This is a genomic window from Roseateles sp. GW821-FHT09G09, assembly GCF_059415965.1.
Genome location: NZ_JBWKOG010000002.1, coordinates 793,629 through 809,306 on the forward strand (window position 1 = coordinate 793,629; position 15,678 = coordinate 809,306).

Genomic DNA, 15,678 nt, shown 5'->3' on the forward strand with positions numbered 1-15,678 from the left:
GCGCATCCGCGGGCCGGGCCGCGGTGGGAATCGCCGTGACGAACAACTCGCGGGGCCTTCAGGAAGTCCTTCATGGCAGTGCGAGGGGAAGCGAAAAAGACTGCGAACGTCCCGCCGCCAGCGCCACGTCCAGCGTGGCCATGGGAACCGTGGCGACAGGCAGCGCGGCGGCGCGGGATTCGAGCTCGTCGGGATCGACGAGCGGCAGGACCGATGGCGCACGACCGGCGCGCACCTGGGCCGCCGGCGTGCGGGTGCCGCCCGCGCCGGGGGCGGCGTCGAAGCACCATTCGATGCGGGCGGCGAGTTCGGTGACGACGACCTCGTCCGAGTCGTCGGACCAGGTCGTCACCGGCACGCCGGGCACCGGCAGCATCGCTTCGCCGCGCCAGTCGGTGAGCGCGCGCGCCAGCACCTTGCCGTCGGCGCGGGCGAGCAACAGGGCGCCGCCGAGCGCGTCGAGGCTGCCGGTCTCGTGCACGCTCAGGCGCAGCACCGACCAGTTCATGCCCGTCGGCGCGATGGCGGACGGATAGAGCGGCAGTTCGACCGGACGGAACAGGGAGTCGGACGACGCGGCATTGCCCGGCTGCGGATCGCGCGGCAGGGCCAGCGCCGCGCGGCGCGGCAGATAGCGGCCGGCGGGATCGGTGACGGTCACGGCGAGCGTCACGGCGCCGACGGCGGGCGTGGCGGGCGGGTTGTCGAAGGCGGCCTCGTGGGCCGCGAGCGCCGAGAGCGCCGGGAGTGCGGGGAGCGCTTCCGCGCGGACGATCACGTACAGCCCGCTGCGATTGCGTCGCACCGTCGCGCCATCGATGCGCACGTCCAGCGGCGTGTCCACCTGCGCGCGGGTGGTCGCGTCGATGCAGCGCAGGGCGCCCAGCACGCGCGTGTCGATGCGCTCGAGCTCGCGGATCAGCAGCGTCATGGCGGGCCTCCCGGCGCACCTCCGGGCGCAACGCCCGGCGATGCAGTCCCCGCCGGCACGGCCGTGCCGTACCCGAAACGCGTGGCCACGACCGGCGCGGCGTCGAGGAGGGAGTCCGGATCGAGGCGCACGCGGCGCGCGATGTAGGAGACGGAGAGTCGATACGCCGGCTCCAGCGCGTCCCAGATGCGCATCATGTCCTCGGTCGGCAGCTCGGACGGGATGATCTGGATCACCTCGTCGGGGCCCCAGCCGGCCTCGGGCGACAGCGCGGAGGCGTCGAGGAGCGGATGCTCGTAGAGCTGCCGCATCGCCCAGGCGAAGGGCAGCAGCTCGTCCTGCGGGTTGTTGGCCCAGGCGCTCAGCAGGAAGTGCAGGTCCAGCCCCAGCGGCGCCTGCTGCTCGCCGGACATGCGGTCGGGGCGGTGCTGGCGCAGGTGCTCGTTGACGGTGACGCGGTACAGGTACAGCGTGAGCCGCGTCGTGTCGTCCTGCGGTCCCGCGAGTTCTCCGGACGACACCAGCGCGACGTCGCACTCCGGCATCGCCGACCCGCCGGCGTCGGCCGGGTAGGTGTTGCGCAGGTAGGTCACGATCGAGTGTCCGACCGAGTGGATCGCCTGGATGTTGGCCATGCGGCTGAAGTCCTCTGACAAGCTCGGGATGAGGTGGCAACGCCTGACGGCGGACGCCGCCGGATCACGGGCCGCCCGACCGCGGCGCGCGGAAGATCGCGCGTCCGTCGGGCAGCGTGGCGCGTTCGATGCGGCCCTCGCGTTGCAGCGTCTCCAGCGCCTGCCGCACGTCGACCAGCGGAACGTCCACGCCCTGCGAGCCCAGCCACCATTGCGCGATCCCCTGTTCGGTGTCGGCGGCGAGCGGATGGCGGGCGAGGTGGGCCAGGATGGCCGACTCCGCTCGCCGTCTTCTCGTGCCTGCGTCTTCGCACAACGGCGTCTCCAGCAACGTTGTGAGCCCTCAATGCGAGGAACGTGCCAGGGGATGCGGGGAGGCTTCGACGGCCGTCTTCAGAGGAGAGGCGAGTGGCGGATGCGGCCGGGTGGGTGATGGCGGACCCGCTGCCCGCCACCCGCCGGGTCGGCGTCGACCCGGTGACGGGATCAGTTCGGCGCCTCGAACCCGTCGCGTTCGAGGCCGTGCTTCTTCAGCAGCTTGCCCAGCGCGCGGCGTTCCTTGCCGGCGAGTCGCGCGGCGTGCGTCACGTTGCCGTGCGCGGAGTGCATCAGCTGTTCGAGGTAGCTGCGCTCGAAGTGCAGCATCGCTTCCTCGCGCGCATCGTTGAATGCGCGGAGGTCGCCGGCGGAGGCGCGGCGGTCGGAGGAGCCGACGCGTGAGGCGCCGCCCGGGACGATCTCTCCGCTCGCAGCCGTCGCGCCGATCGCGCCCGTCGCGCCCGTCGTGCCGACCGCGCCGACCGCGCTTGTTGCACACGGGCGCAGGTCCAGCTCGTCGCCGTCGGACAGCATCAGCGCCCGCTGCACGCGGTTGTCGAGCTCGCGCACGTTGCCGGGCCACGCGTAACGCGCGATCCAGTCGACGCAGCCGGGCGCGAGCGCACGCGGCGGCAACGCATGCTGCCGCGCATGCCGCGCGATGAAGTGCGCCGCCAGCACCCGCGCATCGCCGGGCCGGTCGCGCAGCGGCGGCATCTCCAGCAGCAGCACGTTGAGGCGGAAGGCCAGGTCGTCGCGGAAGGCGCCGGTCTCCAGCAGCTCATGCAGCCGGGGGCTGGCCGCGGCGACCACGCGCACGTCGCCGCAGCATTCGCGCGTGCCGCCGACCGGCCGGTAGCGGAAGTCCTGCAGGAAGCGCAGCAGCGACACCTGCGCGCGCAGCGGCAGCGAATCGAGTTCGTCGAGGAAGAGCGTGCCGCCCTCGGCGGCCGCGATGAGGCCGCTGCGGGCCTGGCGCGCGTCGGTGAAGGCACCGCGTTCGCAGCCGAAGAGCTCGCTCTCGATCAGCGTCTCCGGCACCGCGCCGCAGTTCAGCGGCACGAAGGGCGCGTCGCGCCGTTCGGACTGGTAGTGGATCGCGCGCGCCGCCAGCTCCTTGCCGGTGCCGGTCTCGCCGACGATCAGCACCGGCGCGTCGTAGCGGGCCATGCGCTCGATCAGCGACAGCGCCTGCAGGAAGGCCGGCGCGCGGCCCACGAGCTGGGGCGAGCGTTCGCTCAGCATGGGCGCGCTCCTGCCGCGGCGAGGAGACGTCGCCGTGCGCGCGAACTTCGCTTCACCATCACTCCTCCCAGGAGGTTGCCCGTGTGTCTGTGTGTTCGTATGACCAGGCGCGGCGCCTCGGTGTGCCAGTCGCCAAGCTAGGCCACCACCCCGGACAGGTCAATTGCGGAACTGGGGGGATGCCCTGGCGATAGGGGGCCTGGTGGCGACCGTCTCGGCGAATCTGGACACGCTGCCCGAGGCGGCCGGGCATCCCGACACGATGGCGTGGTGGGCGCGGCATCCCGAGGCCTGGCAGGCGTCGCGCGTCGATCCGCGGCCGCCGCTGGCCGCGATGCTCGACTACGTGGCGTGGCTGGACGGCCTGCCCGGACAGCCCGTGTTCGTCGGCTATCCGGCGTCCTTCGACTTCATGTTCGTCTACTGGCACCGCTTCTCGGCACCGAACTCAATCAGTGCCGCTCGAGGGTCGCTTCGGTTTGCCGTCGACGGGGGGCGCGGTGCGGTGACGGCTCACAAGACCTGCCGTTCGGCAGATCTTGCGGTTCCGTTGAGTCGAGGGCGCGGGGCGCCGCTCACTCGATGTTCTGCACCTGTTCCTTCATCTGCTCGATGGCGACCTTCATCTCGACCGAGATGTTGGTCAGCTCGATGGCCGCGGCCTTCGAGCCCAGCGTGTTGGCCTCGCGGTGCAGCTCCTGCATCAGGAAGTCCAGCCGCTTGCCGACCTCGCCGCCCTTCTTGAGCAGGCGATCGATCTCGTCCAGGTGCGCGCGCAGTCGCGTGAGCTCCTCCGCCACGTCGATGCGCAGCGCATAGGCCGCCGCCTCGTTGACGGCGCGCTCGTGCAGCGACTGCTCGGAGATGGTCTGCGTGGCGCCTGTCGCGCTCAGCGCCTCCTGCCAGCGCTCGAGGAAACGCTCCCGCTGGCGTTGCACCGCGGCCGGGATCAGCGGCTCGGCTTGTGTGGCGAGGTCCCGCAAAGTGGCGACGCGCTGCTTGAGCATCGTGACCAATTTCGCCCCTTCGCGCTCGCGCGCCTCGAGGAATCCCTTGATGCACTGACGCGCCGCGTCGAGCACCGTCTCGTCGTTCGCCGACGCGCCGGTCGCGCCGGTCTTGCACCAGTTGAGCGCTTCCTGGACGCTCAATCCCTGCGCCTTCGGCAGCCAGGATTGAACCTGCGATTCCAGCCGCGAAAGCCGGTTGAGCTGCTCTGGCTGCGGGTTCGGCCAGGATGTGTCGGTGTCCTTGTGGGTGTTGATCCTCAGTTCGATCTTGCCTCGCTTGACGCTGCCCGAGACGAGCTCGCGCAGGGCCGGCTCAAGCGAGCGAAGCTCGTCGGGCATGCGGAAGCTCAGGTCGAGGAAACGTCCGTTCACCGAGCGCGCCTCCACCGTGACCGCGGGTTGGGTGGCCGGGCTAGGGGTTTCGCCGGAGTTCGCGGGTTGTGCCGTGGCGCTGGCATAACCGGTCATGCTGTAAACTGGCATCAGCTATCGGTAGAACAATCGAACCGCGATTATGTCAAAGCCGAAACCGGCGCCCTTGCCCGCAGGCACGGTGGTGGGGGGCTATCAGATCATCAAGAAACTGGCTGCGGGTGGATTCGGCGTCGTTTATCTCGCCGAAGACCCCGACCATCACTTGGTCGCTCTGAAGGAATACCTCCCCTCGTCCCTTGCAGAACGATCTCCCGGAGAACTCACGCCCCGCGTGAAACCGGAGAAACAACCCCTGTACCGCCTGGGGTTGCGCAGCTTTTTCGAGGAAGGCCGTTCCCTCGCGCAAATTTCGCATCCGAGCGTCGTCTCGGTGCTGAATTTCCTGCGCGAGAACGAGACCGTCTATATGGTCATGAATTACCTGCAGGGCGATACCTTGCAGGATTTCATCGTGACCGCACGCGATTTGAAGCGTGACAAGGTGTTCCGCGAATCGACCATCCGTTCGCTGTTCGACGAAATCCTCAAGGGCCTGCGCATCGTGCACCAGCACAAGATGCTGCACCTGGACATCAAGCCGGCCAATATCTTCATCACCAACGACAACAAGGCGGTGCTGCTCGATTTCGGCGCGGCCCGCGAAGTGCTGTCCAAGGAAGGCAACTTCATCCGGCCGATGTACACGCCCGGCTTCGCCGCGCCCGAGATGTACAGACGCGACGGCTCGCTGGGCCCGTGGACCGACATCTACGCGATCGGCGCCTGCATCTACGCCTGCATGCAGGGCTATCCGCCCAACGACGCGCCGCAGCGCCTGGAGAAGGACCGCCTCGGGCTGTCGCTCTCGCGCCTGCGCAACGTGTATTCCGACAACCTGCTCGAAGTGACCGAGTGGTGCATGTCGCTCGATCCGCTGACCCGTCCGCAGAGCGTCTTCGCGCTGCAGAAGGAACTGTCGCGCGAGACCGAGCGCCGCTACACCAAGCTCAGCTTCAGCGAGCGCCTCAAGCTGCAGCTGGAGAACCTGAAGACCGGGGCCAAGGCGTGAAGTTCTCCGTCTATCAGGTGAGCCGTCGGGGCGGACGGGAGAAGAACGAGGACCGCATGGGGTATTGCTATACCCGCGAGGCCGGTCTCTTCGCCCTCGCCGACGGCATGGGCGGCCATCCGGACGGCGAGGTCGCCGCCCACCTGGCGCTGCAGAACGTCGCGGCGCTGTTCCAGCGCGACGCGCAGCCGGTGATCAAGGAGCCGTCGCAGTTCCTCGAGACCGCCGTGCTGCTCGCGCACCAGCAGCTGCTGACCTACGCCCAGCAGCGCGGCATGAACGACACGCCGCGCACGACCATCGTCGTCGGGCTGATGCAGCAGGGCCAGATCTGGTGGGCGCATTGCGGCGACTCCCGCATGTACCTGCTGCGCGAGACCGAGCTGATCGCCCGCACGCGCGACCATTCCTACAGCGAGCTGCAGGAGGCGCTGGGCCGCCACGCGACCGGCGCCGAGCGCTTCAACCGCCACGTGCTGTTCACCTGCCTGGGCAGCCCCGGCAAGCCGATGATCGACGTCAACGGCCCGGTGCTGCTGCAGAACGGCGACCGCATGCTGCTGTGCTCCGACGGGCTGTGGAGCTCGGTGAGCGACGTGGACATCCTGCGCCACATGTCCGACAGCCGTTCGGTCGGCGACGCGGTGCCGGAGCTCGTCGAGCAGGCGCTGCGCCAGGCCGGCGCGCGCAGCGACAATGTGACGGCCCTGGCCGTGGAGTGGGAAGGCGAGGGCGACGCCCCGGATTCCATCTCCACGCAGGACCTCGACCAGGAAGGCTTCGCCTCCACGATCCACGGGGCGACCCAGGACGTGCAGCTCGACGAGGCCGAGATCGATTCCGCCGTGCGCGAGATCCAGGACGCGATCCGCAAGGCCGGCAAGAAGCCCCACTGAAGGCACCAAAGGATTTCCTCATGAGCAGCAGCGCCACCCGCCCGCAAGGGCGCGCGGCGGACGCCTTGCGTCCGGTCCGCATCACCCGCCACTACACCCGCCACGCCGAAGGCGCGGTGCTGATCGAGTTCGGCGACACCAAGGTGCTGTGCACCGCCTCCGTCGAAGAGAAGGTGCCGCCGCACAAGCGCGGCAGCGGCGAAGGCTGGGTCACCGCCGAGTACGGCATGCTGCCCCGCGCCACGCACACCCGCAGCGACCGCGAGGCCGCGCGCGGCAAGCAGACCGGCCGCACGCAGGAGATCCAGCGCCTGATCGGCCGCGCGCTGCGCGCGGTGTTCGACCTGTCCCAGCTCGGCGAGCGCACCATCCAGATCGACTGCGACGTGCTGCAGGCCGACGGCGGCACGCGCACCGCGGCGATCACCGGCGCCTACGTGGCCGCGCACGACGCGGTGAGCTGGCTGATCGCGCAGGGCAAGATCGCCGCGTCGCCGCTGAAGGACGCGGTCGCCGCGATCTCGGTCGGCATCCTGGACGGCCAGGCGCTGCTGGACCTGGAGTACGTCGAGGACTCCGCCTGCGACACCGACATGAACGTGGTCATGACCGGCGCGGGACACTTCGTCGAGCTGCAGGGCACGGCCGAAGGCGTCGCGTTCACACGCGCCGAGGTCGACGTGCTGCTGAACCTGGCTGAGAAGGGCATCCGCGAGCTGCTCGTCGCGCAGCGCGAAGCGCTCGGGCTGAAGTAATCCCGCGATTCCTGTCCGATTGGAGCAAGCGATGAAGTTGGTCCTGGCCTCCAACAATGCGAAAAAGCTGAAGGAACTGCAGGCGCTGTTCGAGCCGCTCGGCATCGAACTCGTCACGCAGGGCAGCCTCGGCATCCCGGAGGCGGAAGAGCCTTTCCACACCTTCGTCGAGAATGGCCTGACCAAGGCCCGCCACGCGGCGAAGGCCAGCGGCCTGCCGGCGCTGGCGGACGATTCGGGCCTGGCGGTCGACGCGCTCGGCGGCCTGCCGGGCGTGCTGTCGGCGCGTTATGCGACCCTGTTCGGCCGCGAGAAGAGCGATGCCGAAAACAACCGCGTGCTGCTCGAGAAGCTCGAAGGCATCGCGGACAGGCGCGCTCGCTTCGTCTGCGCGCTCGTCGCGGTGCGTTCGGCCGACGATCCCGAGCCGCTGATCGCGATGGGCCGCTGGCACGGCGAGATCCTGCACGCGCAGGAAGGCGAGGGCGGCTTCGGCTATGACCCGCTGCTGTTCATTCCCGAACTCGGGAAGAGCGTGGCGGCGCTGGGCACCGAGGCGAAGAACCGCCTGAGCCATCGTGCGCTCGCGTCGCAAGACCTGCTGCGCCAGATGCGCGAGAGCTGGCACCTTGGCTGACATCATCCGCATGATGCGGCCCGGCACCCTGACGCTGTCGGCGCTGCCGCCGCTGTCGCTGTACGTGCACCTGCCATGGTGCATCCGCAAGTGCCCGTACTGCGACTTCAACTCGCATGAATACCGCGACGGGCGCGAGCTCGACGTGGAGACCGCGCGCCAGTACCTCGCCGCGCTGCGCTCGGATCTGGAAGCGGCGCTGCCGCTGATCTGGGGACGCGCCGTCGTGTCGATCTTCATCGGCGGCGGCACGCCCAGCCTGTTCGCGCCGGAGCAGATCGCCGAACTGATCTCCGACCTGCGCGCGCGGCTTCCGCTGGAGCCGGGCTGCGAGATCACGATGGAAGCCAATCCCGGCACCTTCGAGAAGGACCGCTTCGCCGGCTTCGCGCAGGCCGGCGTGACGCGGCTGTCCATCGGCGTGCAGAGCTTCGACGACGCGAAGCTGCACGCGCTCGGCCGCATCCACAGCGGCACGCAGGCGCGCGCGGCGATCGAGGAGGCGGCCCGCTCGTTCGGCACCTTCAACATCGACCTGATGTACGCGCTGCCGGGGCAGACGCTGGCGGAGCTCGACCAGGACCTGGACATCGCGTTGGCCTTCGATCCGCCGCACCTGTCGGTCTATCACCTGACGATCGAGCCCAACACGCGCTTCGCGAATGCGCCGCCGGCGCACCTGCCCGATCCCGACCTGGCCAGCGACATGCTGGACCTGATCACCGCGCGCACCGGCGCCAAGGGCATGTCGCGTTACGAGGTCTCGGCCTACGCGCGCGACGGCCACCGTTGCACGCACAACACCAACTACTGGCAGTTCGGCGACTACCTCGGCATCGGCGCCGGCGCGCACACGAAGCTGAGCTTCGCGCACCGGCTGCTGCGTCAGGTGCGTTGGCGCGATCCCGCGACCTTCATGCAGAAGGCGGCCGAGGGTCAGGCCGTGTCCAACGAGAACGAGGTCGCCCGCAACGAGCTGCCCTTCGAGTTCATGCTGAACGCGCTGCGCCTGCGCGAAGGCGTGACGATGCAGAGCTTCCTCGAGCGCACCGGCCTGCCGCCGTCGGCGATCGCCAAGGCGATGGCGCAAGGGCGCGAGAAGGGCCTGCTCGACCTCGATCCCGCCGTGATCCGCGCGACGCCGCGCGGCTTCGACTTCCTCAGCGATCTGCAGGAACTGTTCCTGAGCGCCTGAGTGCCTGAGCGCCTGAGCGCCTGAGGCTCAGAGCGTGACAGGCGTCGCCGCCGGCGTGACCTTGCCCGTCGCGAGGCAGGTCTTCGCACCGTCCAGCGCGGCGCGCGACTGCGCGGTCTCCTCGTGCAGCCAGTCGATGAAGGCGCACACGGCGGGCTCCTCGCGCGACTTCGGCCGGTAGACGATGTGGTAGCGCTGCGGCTCCTTGAGCATCGCCTGCCGAGGCGCGACGCGCACGAGGCGCCCGTCGAGCAGCGCATCCGCGGCCAGCAGCTCGCGCGTCAGGCCGACGCCCATGCCTTGCTCAGCGGCCTGCAGCAGGATGCCGAAGTCGTTGAAGATCGCGACGGGCACGACCTGGCGCCGCAATCCGGCCTGCGAGAACCAATCCTCCCATTGCGCCGCGTCGCCGAGCAGCGGCGCCTGCGCGAGCGCTTCCAGCGGCTCGCCGATCAGCTGGTGCGCCAGCGCCGGCGAGGCCACCGGCAGCATCGACAGGTCGAAGAGCGGCTCGCTGTCCAAGCCCGGCCACGGGCCGAGGCCCTGGCGCAGCGCGATGTCGAAGTTCTCGCGCTCCAGGTCGACGAGGCGCGGGGACGCCTCGATCTCGATCGTCACCTCCGGATGCCGCGCATGCCAGCGGCCCAGCCGCGGCAGCAGCCAGCGCTGCGCGAAGGACGGCAGCACCGTCACGCGCAGGCTGCGCTGCTCGACGCCGTGCGCGGCCGTTGCGGCGCGCAGGCCCTGGTCGAGCTCCTGGTAGGCGCGCTCCACGCCGCGCAGCAACGCGCCGCCGGCGGCATTGAGCACGACCCGTCGCCCCTGCCGGTCGAAGACGGGGAAGCCGAGCTGCAGCTCCAGCGCGCGGATCTGCTGGCTCACGGCGCTGTGGGTCAGGTTGAGTTCCTCGGATGCCGCGCGCAGGTTCTGGTGCAGCGCGGCGGCCCGGAAGGCGGCCAGGTACTGGAGCGGAAGGCGGGGGAGTCGCATCGGGTGTCCTCCGGGAGAACGGGAAGGGAAAGCGAGGGCGACTGTAGCGACTTACTGGAAAGTCTGGCTACTCAAGGAGGCAAGGATATAGCGTTTGGAGAGCGCCTGCTGGGCACCTAGGATTACCAGCACTGATCCCGAACTCCCCCCGATGAACGAAGGAACGACCATGAACGAGCCCGACATCACTCCCTGCCTCCGCCCCCGGCTGACCCCGCAGGTCCCGTGCTACGCCTACTCGCCGTGGGCGCGTTTCCCGGTGATCGGACCGGCGCTGACCGTGCTGATCGCGATCCTCTCGGCGCTGGCGCTGGTTTCCAACGCCCACGCGTTCAACGACGTCAACGCCGAGCTGCAGATCGCCGCCCGCGAGCAGCGTCTGGCGAAGGTGGAAGCGCAACGGGTCGCCCGCGAGCAGGCCGCGCGCCAGGCGGCGCTGGTCGCCACGGCCAACGATCGTCAGACCGCCGCGCCGGCGCAGGCGCGTGCGCTGCCCGTCGTCAACCGGGCCAAGGACCGGTGATCACACGCGGTTCATCGACATGCCCGCCGTGCTGCGCAGGCGCTCGATCAGCCGCGTGGCGATCTGGTGCAGCGGCAGGACCTCGTCGGCGGCGCCGGCGTTGATGGCCTCGCGCGGCATGCCGAAGACGACGCAGGTCGCCTCGTCCTGCACGAGGTTGTAGGAGCCCGCGTCCTTCATCGTCCTCATCGCCTTGGCGCCGTCCGCGCCCATGCCGGTGAGCATGATGCCCAGCGCGTTCTGGCCCACCACGCGCGCGGCGGAATTGAACAGCACCTCCACCGACGGCTTGTGGCGGTTCACCGCCTCGCCGTCCTGGACGCGGGCGATGTAGTTGGCGCCCGAGCGCTCCACGCTGAAATGCATGCCGCCCGGCGCGATGTAGCCGTGGCCGGGCAGGATGCGCTCGCCGTCCTGCGCTTCCTTCACGCGGATCTTGCACAGGCCGTCCAGCCGCGCCGCATAGCTGCGGGTGAAGCCCGCCGGCATGTGCTGCGTGATGCACACCGCCGGGCAGTCGGCCGGCAGGTTGATCAGCACGTCCTTGGTCGCTTCGGTGCCGCCGGTCGAGGCGCCGATGAAGATGATCTTCTCGGTCGACAGCCGGCCCAGGCTCGCGATCGGCGAGGCGGGCTTGAGCGGCGGCGTCGCGCCGCCGGTCGCGGTGGGGGTTCCGGGCGCGCCCGGCGCCGCGGCCGGACCGGGCGCGTGCAGGCGCCGGATCTGCGCCTTCGCCGCGATGCGGATCTTGTCCGTGATGTCCTGCGCCAGCGCGCGGATGCCGTCGGCCACGCCGATCTTGGGCTTGGCGACGAAGTCCACCGCGCCCAGTTCCAAGGCTTTCAGCGTGACCTCGGCGCCACGCTCGGTCAGCGTCGACACCATCACGACCGGCATCGGCCGCAGGCGCATCAGGCGTTGCAGGAAATCGAGGCCGTCCATCTTCGGCATCTCGACGTCGAGCGTGATCACGTCGGGGTTGAGGTTGCGGATCATCTCCCGCGCGACCAGCGGATCGCTGGCGGCCCCGATGCACTGCATGTCGGGCTGACGGTTGATGATCTCGGTCAGGATGCTCCGCACCAGCGCGGAATCGTCGACGACGACGACGGTGGTCTTGGCCATGTCTTTTACTCCTCGGTACTGCCGGGTCCGCTGCGGCGCTCTTGCCGCCTCAGTGCCGCCCCGATGTGGTCTCAGTGTGCGTGCGCGTCAGAACAGGTCGATCGAGCCGCCGGTGCTCGCCACCGGTTGCGCCTGCTGGGCGGCGGCCTTGTCCTGCTGCACCAGCGCGTCGGTGTTGGTCGGCGCCAGGCGCTTGACCATCGCCTTGCCGCTCTTGGGCAGGAAGCACACCTTGCGCGGATACACGTCCATCACGTCCTTGGACACGATGGGGATGCGTTCGAGCTTCAGGAAGTCGATGACGAAGTTGGTGTTGCGCTCGCCGACGTTGATCGTGTTCATGCCGGCGATCACCGCGCCGCCGCCGAAGATCTTCGCTTCCATGCGGCTCTTGGACGCGCCGCGTTTCATCATCTCGTTGATCAGCAGTTCCATCGCGAACGAGCCGTAGCGGCCCGAGTCGCCCTGGCCTTCGGGCAGCATGAAATGGTTCATGCCGCCGACCTGCGCGTGGCGGTCCCACAGGCAGGCCGCGATGCACGAGCCCAGCGTGGTCATCACCAGCAGGTCGTCGTTGTCGACGAAATACTCGCCGGGCAGGACCTTGACCGCGGCGTTCTTGAAATGCGCTTCGTAGAAGAAGAACGACGCCTCGCCGTTCTTGCGCGTCACCGACTTGAGCTGGGCCACGCGGGCCGCGCCGGCGCTGGCCAGCGCCGCGCTTTGCTGCATCGCGGAGGAGGCGGAGGGCAGGGTCATGAGGGTGGCCATGGATGGAGGTTCTTCGGATCGTCGTACGGCGGATCGTTCGTGCCGATCAGCCGACGCGTTCGTAGATCGTCTTGCCGCGCAGGCGGAAGAGATCGCGGGAATCGGTGAAGTTCTCGGAATGCCCGACGAACAGCAGACCGCCGGGACGCATCACCTTGTGGATGCGCTCCAGCACCTTGCGCTGCGTCGGGGCGTCGAAATAGATCATGACGTTGCGGCAGAACACCACGTGGAAGGGGTCGCCCAGCGACCACGAGGCATGCATCAGGTTCAGCGGGCGGAAGTCGATCATCTTCGCCAGCTCGGGGCGCACGCGGATGCGGCCCTCGTTGGCGCCGGTGCCGCGCAGGAAGAACTGCTTGAGGCGCTGCGGCGACAGGCCGCGCGACTCGGCCGCGTAGACGCCCTTGCGCGCGGTGTTCAGCACGTTGGTGTCGATGTCGCTGGAGACGATCTGCACGCCGCTGTTCGCGCCCAGCGATTCCTGGCAGGTCATCGCGATGGAGTAGGGCTCCTCGCCGGTCGACGCCGCGCAGCACCAGATGCGGATCGGCTTGCCGGTCAGCGTCTTGAGGTCGTCGGTGAGCGACAGGAAATGGTGGTCCTCGCGGAAGAACGAGGTCAGGTTGGTGGTCAGGCAGTTGACGAACTCCTGCCACTCCTGGTCGCCCTGCGGGCCGGAGACGCCCTCCAGCCACTGGAGGTAGTCGGCGAAGCTCTTGTAGCCGGTGTCGCGCAGCCGGCGCGACAGCCGGCTGTAGACCATCGCATGCTTGCCGTCGTGCAGCGAGATGCCGGCGTGCTGGTAGATCAGCTGGCGGACGCGTTCGAAGTCGGCCTTGCTGAAGCTGAACTCATGATCGATCGCCTCTACCGGCGACGGGGCCGCGAGCGAGACCGGTTGACCTGGGCGCATGGGGCTGTCTGGTTTTCTTCGAAGAGGAGATGCCGTAGCACCGGGTGATCGCCATTGTCGACAATATCTAGTTTGATTGGGTTTGGTCCATTTGATGTGTGAAAGAGGTGGGGGGAACCCCTCTTTTCTGCGCGCTCATTTGGGGGGGAAGCCGCTAGACTGCCCCGAAATTGCCTGAATCGACCTTGGACGCTCCGCACAGTCTCATTGCAGCCCACAAGCTGCGCCTGGACCTGGCCCTGCAGCTGCTGCAGCAGGCCGGTGCGATGCTGCCCGACGCGGAGCCGTATTCGGAGCCGTGGCTGCAGGGCATCCTCGACGCCTTGTGCGATCTCTCCAGCAAGGACGCCTTGACCGGCCTGGTCAACCGCCGCAGCTTCGAGATGGCGCTGGCGCGCGAGGTCGACCGCGTGGCGCGGTCCGGCGAACCGGCGCTGCTGCTGATGCTGGACATCGACCACTTCAAGGCGGTCAACGACAAGCACGGCCACGCCGCCGGCGACCTGGTGATCCGCGCGGTCGCGCAGTCGATCGCGCAGACGGTGCGGCCGATGGACACGGTGGCGCGGATCGGCGGCGAAGAGTTCGCCATCATCCTGCCCAACTGCCCGACCTCGTTCGGGGTGACGGTCGCGGAACGCATCCGGCAGCGGGTGCAGGCGCTGGCCATCAGCGCGGGCGGCGGGCAGCCGCCACTGACTTGCACGATCAGCATCGGCGGGGCGTTCGCGCCCCAGTGGGTGCGGTCATCGACACTGATCTGGACGGAACGGGCGGACCGCCAGCTTTACCGTGCCAAGGCCGAAGGCCGCAACCGCGCCTGCCTGGAGAGTCATGTGGACTCGCTGGTGAGCGCCGAGGAAAAGGGCATGTTGTTCGCCGTAACGCAACAGGATAGTGAATGAGCAATACAACAGCTCCTGCTGCATCGAATGCCCGCGGAGGCGCTCGCACCTTGGCCGTCACGAGCGGCAAGGGCGGCGTGGGCAAGACCTTCGTCACCGCCAACCTGGCGGCGGCCCTGGCCGCGCGCGGCGAACGCGTGCTGGTGCTGGATGCCGACCTCGGCCTGGCCAACCTGGACGTGGTGCTGAACCTGCACCCCAAGCTCACGCTGCACGACGTCTTCACCGAACGCTGCACCCTGGACCAGGCCATCCTGCCCGCGCCGGGCGGCTTCCACGTGCTGCTGGCGGGCTCGGGCATGGTCGAGTACTCGCGGCTGACGCCCGACGTGCGCGACAAGCTGCTGCACATCCTCGAGGTCGTGCGGCCGCGTTTCGACTACGTGCTGCTGGACACCGGCGCCGGCATCTCGGACGTGGTGCTGTTCTCGGTGTCGATGGCGCATGACGTGCTCGTCGTCGCGACGCCGGAGCCGACCTCGCTGACGGACGCGTACGCCACGATCAAGGTGCTGGCCACCCAGCAGGAGCGCCGACTGGTGCGCCTGGTGGTCAACCAGGCCAACCGGCCCGGCGAAGGCAAGCTGATCTGCGGTCAGCTGCAGCAGGTGCTGCAGCGTTTCGTCGGCCCGACCCCGGGCCAGACCTTCAAGTTGGAACTGCTCGGCGAGGTCAAGAACGATCCGATGGTCCGGCAGGCCGTGCTCAAGCGGCAGCTGCTGCTGGAACACTACCCCGGCTGCGACGCGGCGCAGGGGATCCGCGGGCTCGCGACCAAGGTGCTGGAATATTCCGCCGGACACGCCTGAGACCGGCGCGGTTTGCCGATCTGTTCCCGATCTGTTCCCGTCCTTGTCACTGGTCCCCGATCCCGACCCCGATCCCGATGACTGATTCCACCGAGACCGGTGCCGACGGCACGCCGGCGGGCGCCGCGCCCGCCACCCCTTTCGAGTGGGTCGGCGGCGAGGACGCGGTCCGTCGCCTCGTCGACCGCTTCTACGACCTGATGGACCTGGAGCCGCGCTTCGCGCAGCTGCGGGCGATCCACCCGACGACGCTGGACGGCTCGCGGGACAAGCTGTTCTGGTTCCTGTGCGGCTGGCTCGGCGGTCCGGACCACTTCGTCGAACGCTTCGGCCATCCGCGCCTGCGCGCCCGCCACATGCCCTATCGCATCGGCATCGCCGAGCGCGACCAGTGGATGTCGGCGATGACGCAGGCGATGGCCGAATGCGAGCTGGACGTGGCGCTGCAGCGGCGCCTGGCCGCCTCGTTCGCCAACACGGCGGACTGGATGCGGAACGTCTGAGTCGCGACGTCTGAGGCGAGGTGCGTCGATC

18 protein-coding genes are annotated in these 15,678 nt (G+C 69.0%); 9 read left to right on the forward strand and 9 right to left on the reverse strand.

Translation table 11 applies throughout. The features are described from left to right. Positions 1-70: 70 nt before the first annotated feature. From AC07O8_RS08300 to AC07O8_RS08320, 5 genes are all read right to left on the reverse strand, one after another. On the reverse strand, positions 71-931 hold the full coding sequence (locus tag AC07O8_RS08300; RefSeq protein WP_495047546.1) for a hypothetical protein: 861 nt from the start codon (positions 929-931) through the stop codon (positions 71-73). Then, positions 928-1,566 (reverse strand): Pvc16 family protein, encoded by a 639-nt coding sequence (locus AC07O8_RS08305; RefSeq protein ID WP_495047547.1) that lies wholly within the window; start codon positions 1,564-1,566, stop codon positions 928-930. Before AC07O8_RS08305 ends, AC07O8_RS08300 begins: the two co-directional genes overlap by 4 nt. Before the next feature lie 64 nt (positions 1,567-1,630). Beyond that, positions 1,631-1,882, reverse strand: coding sequence for a hypothetical protein (locus tag AC07O8_RS08310; protein WP_495047548.1), 252 nt, complete (start codon positions 1,880-1,882; stop codon positions 1,631-1,633). Positions 1,883-2,052: 170 nt separating this feature from the next. Next, a complete protein-coding gene (locus AC07O8_RS08315; protein ID WP_495047549.1) occupies positions 2,053-3,129 on the reverse strand; it encodes a sigma 54-interacting transcriptional regulator in 1,077 nt (358 codons plus the stop codon). 575 nt (positions 3,130-3,704) lie between these two features. Further along, a complete protein-coding gene (locus AC07O8_RS08320; protein WP_495047550.1) occupies positions 3,705-4,622 on the reverse strand; it encodes a YicC/YloC family endoribonuclease in 918 nt (305 codons plus the stop codon). A 31-nt stretch (positions 4,623-4,653) separates the two neighbouring features. Between AC07O8_RS08320 and AC07O8_RS08325 the strand changes: the two genes are divergently transcribed. The 5 genes from AC07O8_RS08325 to hemW are packed head-to-tail and all read left to right on the forward strand — an operon-like array spanning position 4,654 to position 9,105. After that, positions 4,654-5,622 (forward strand): serine/threonine protein kinase, encoded by a 969-nt coding sequence (locus tag AC07O8_RS08325; protein WP_058936168.1) that lies wholly within the window; start codon positions 4,654-4,656, stop codon positions 5,620-5,622. Then, positions 5,619-6,518 (forward strand): PP2C family protein-serine/threonine phosphatase, encoded by a 900-nt coding sequence (locus AC07O8_RS08330; RefSeq protein WP_067275106.1) that lies wholly within the window; start codon positions 5,619-5,621, stop codon positions 6,516-6,518. The genes AC07O8_RS08325 and AC07O8_RS08330 overlap by 4 nt, the downstream gene beginning before the upstream one ends. Before the next feature lie 20 nt (positions 6,519-6,538). Then, positions 6,539-7,273, forward strand: a complete 735-nt coding sequence (gene rph, locus AC07O8_RS08335) for a ribonuclease PH (protein WP_495047551.1) — start codon at positions 6,539-6,541, stop codon at positions 7,271-7,273. Between the two features lie 31 nt (positions 7,274-7,304). Further along, positions 7,305-7,910 carry an RdgB/HAM1 family non-canonical purine NTP pyrophosphatase gene (rdgB, locus tag AC07O8_RS08340; RefSeq protein ID WP_495047552.1) on the forward strand — a complete coding sequence of 202 codons (606 nt, stop codon included), beginning with the start codon at positions 7,305-7,307 and terminating at the stop codon, positions 7,908-7,910. A 10-nt stretch (positions 7,911-7,920) separates the two neighbouring features. Then, positions 7,921-9,105, forward strand: coding sequence for a radical SAM family heme chaperone HemW (gene hemW / locus AC07O8_RS08345; protein WP_495047623.1), 1,185 nt, complete (start codon positions 7,921-7,923; stop codon positions 9,103-9,105). Between the two features lie 27 nt (positions 9,106-9,132). On the opposite strand, the gene AC07O8_RS08350 is transcribed toward hemW, so the two are convergent. Continuing rightward, a complete protein-coding gene (locus tag AC07O8_RS08350) occupies positions 9,133-10,095 on the reverse strand; it encodes a LysR substrate-binding domain-containing protein (protein ID WP_495047553.1) in 963 nt (320 codons plus the stop codon). A gap of 169 nt (positions 10,096-10,264) precedes the next feature. On the opposite strand from AC07O8_RS08350, the gene AC07O8_RS08355 reads away from it, so the two are divergent. After that, a complete protein-coding gene (locus tag AC07O8_RS08355; RefSeq protein ID WP_495047554.1) occupies positions 10,265-10,618 on the forward strand; it encodes a hypothetical protein in 354 nt (117 codons plus the stop codon). Here AC07O8_RS08355 and AC07O8_RS08360 read toward each other — a convergent pair whose 3' ends face one another. From AC07O8_RS08360 to AC07O8_RS08370, 3 genes are all read right to left on the reverse strand, one after another. Continuing rightward, entirely contained in the window at positions 10,619-11,743 is a 1,125-nt protein-coding gene (locus AC07O8_RS08360; protein ID WP_495047555.1) for a protein-glutamate methylesterase/protein-glutamine glutaminase, read from the reverse strand. It lies immediately after the preceding gene. An 87-nt stretch (positions 11,744-11,830) separates the two neighbouring features. Next, complete coding sequence (cheD, locus tag AC07O8_RS08365) at positions 11,831-12,502, reverse strand: chemoreceptor glutamine deamidase CheD (protein WP_495047556.1); 672 nt, start codon at positions 12,500-12,502, stop codon at positions 11,831-11,833. A gap of 58 nt (positions 12,503-12,560) precedes the next feature. After that, a complete protein-coding gene (locus AC07O8_RS08370) occupies positions 12,561-13,430 on the reverse strand; it encodes a CheR family methyltransferase (protein ID WP_495047557.1) in 870 nt (289 codons plus the stop codon). Positions 13,431-13,615: 185 nt separating this feature from the next. Here AC07O8_RS08370 and AC07O8_RS08375 point away from each other — a divergent pair, with 185 nt between their 5' ends. From AC07O8_RS08375 to AC07O8_RS08385, 3 genes are all read left to right on the forward strand, one after another. Next, complete coding sequence (locus AC07O8_RS08375) at positions 13,616-14,335, forward strand: GGDEF domain-containing protein (RefSeq protein WP_495047558.1); 720 nt, start codon at positions 13,616-13,618, stop codon at positions 14,333-14,335. Further along, positions 14,332-15,144: a MinD/ParA family protein gene (locus AC07O8_RS08380; protein WP_495047559.1), complete on the forward strand. Its 813-nt coding sequence runs from the start codon at positions 14,332-14,334 to the stop codon at positions 15,142-15,144. Before AC07O8_RS08375 ends, AC07O8_RS08380 begins: the two co-directional genes overlap by 4 nt. A gap of 77 nt (positions 15,145-15,221) precedes the next feature. Then, entirely contained in the window at positions 15,222-15,647 is a 426-nt protein-coding gene (locus AC07O8_RS08385; protein WP_495047560.1) for a group II truncated hemoglobin, read from the forward strand. Positions 15,648-15,678: the final 31 nt, after the last annotated feature.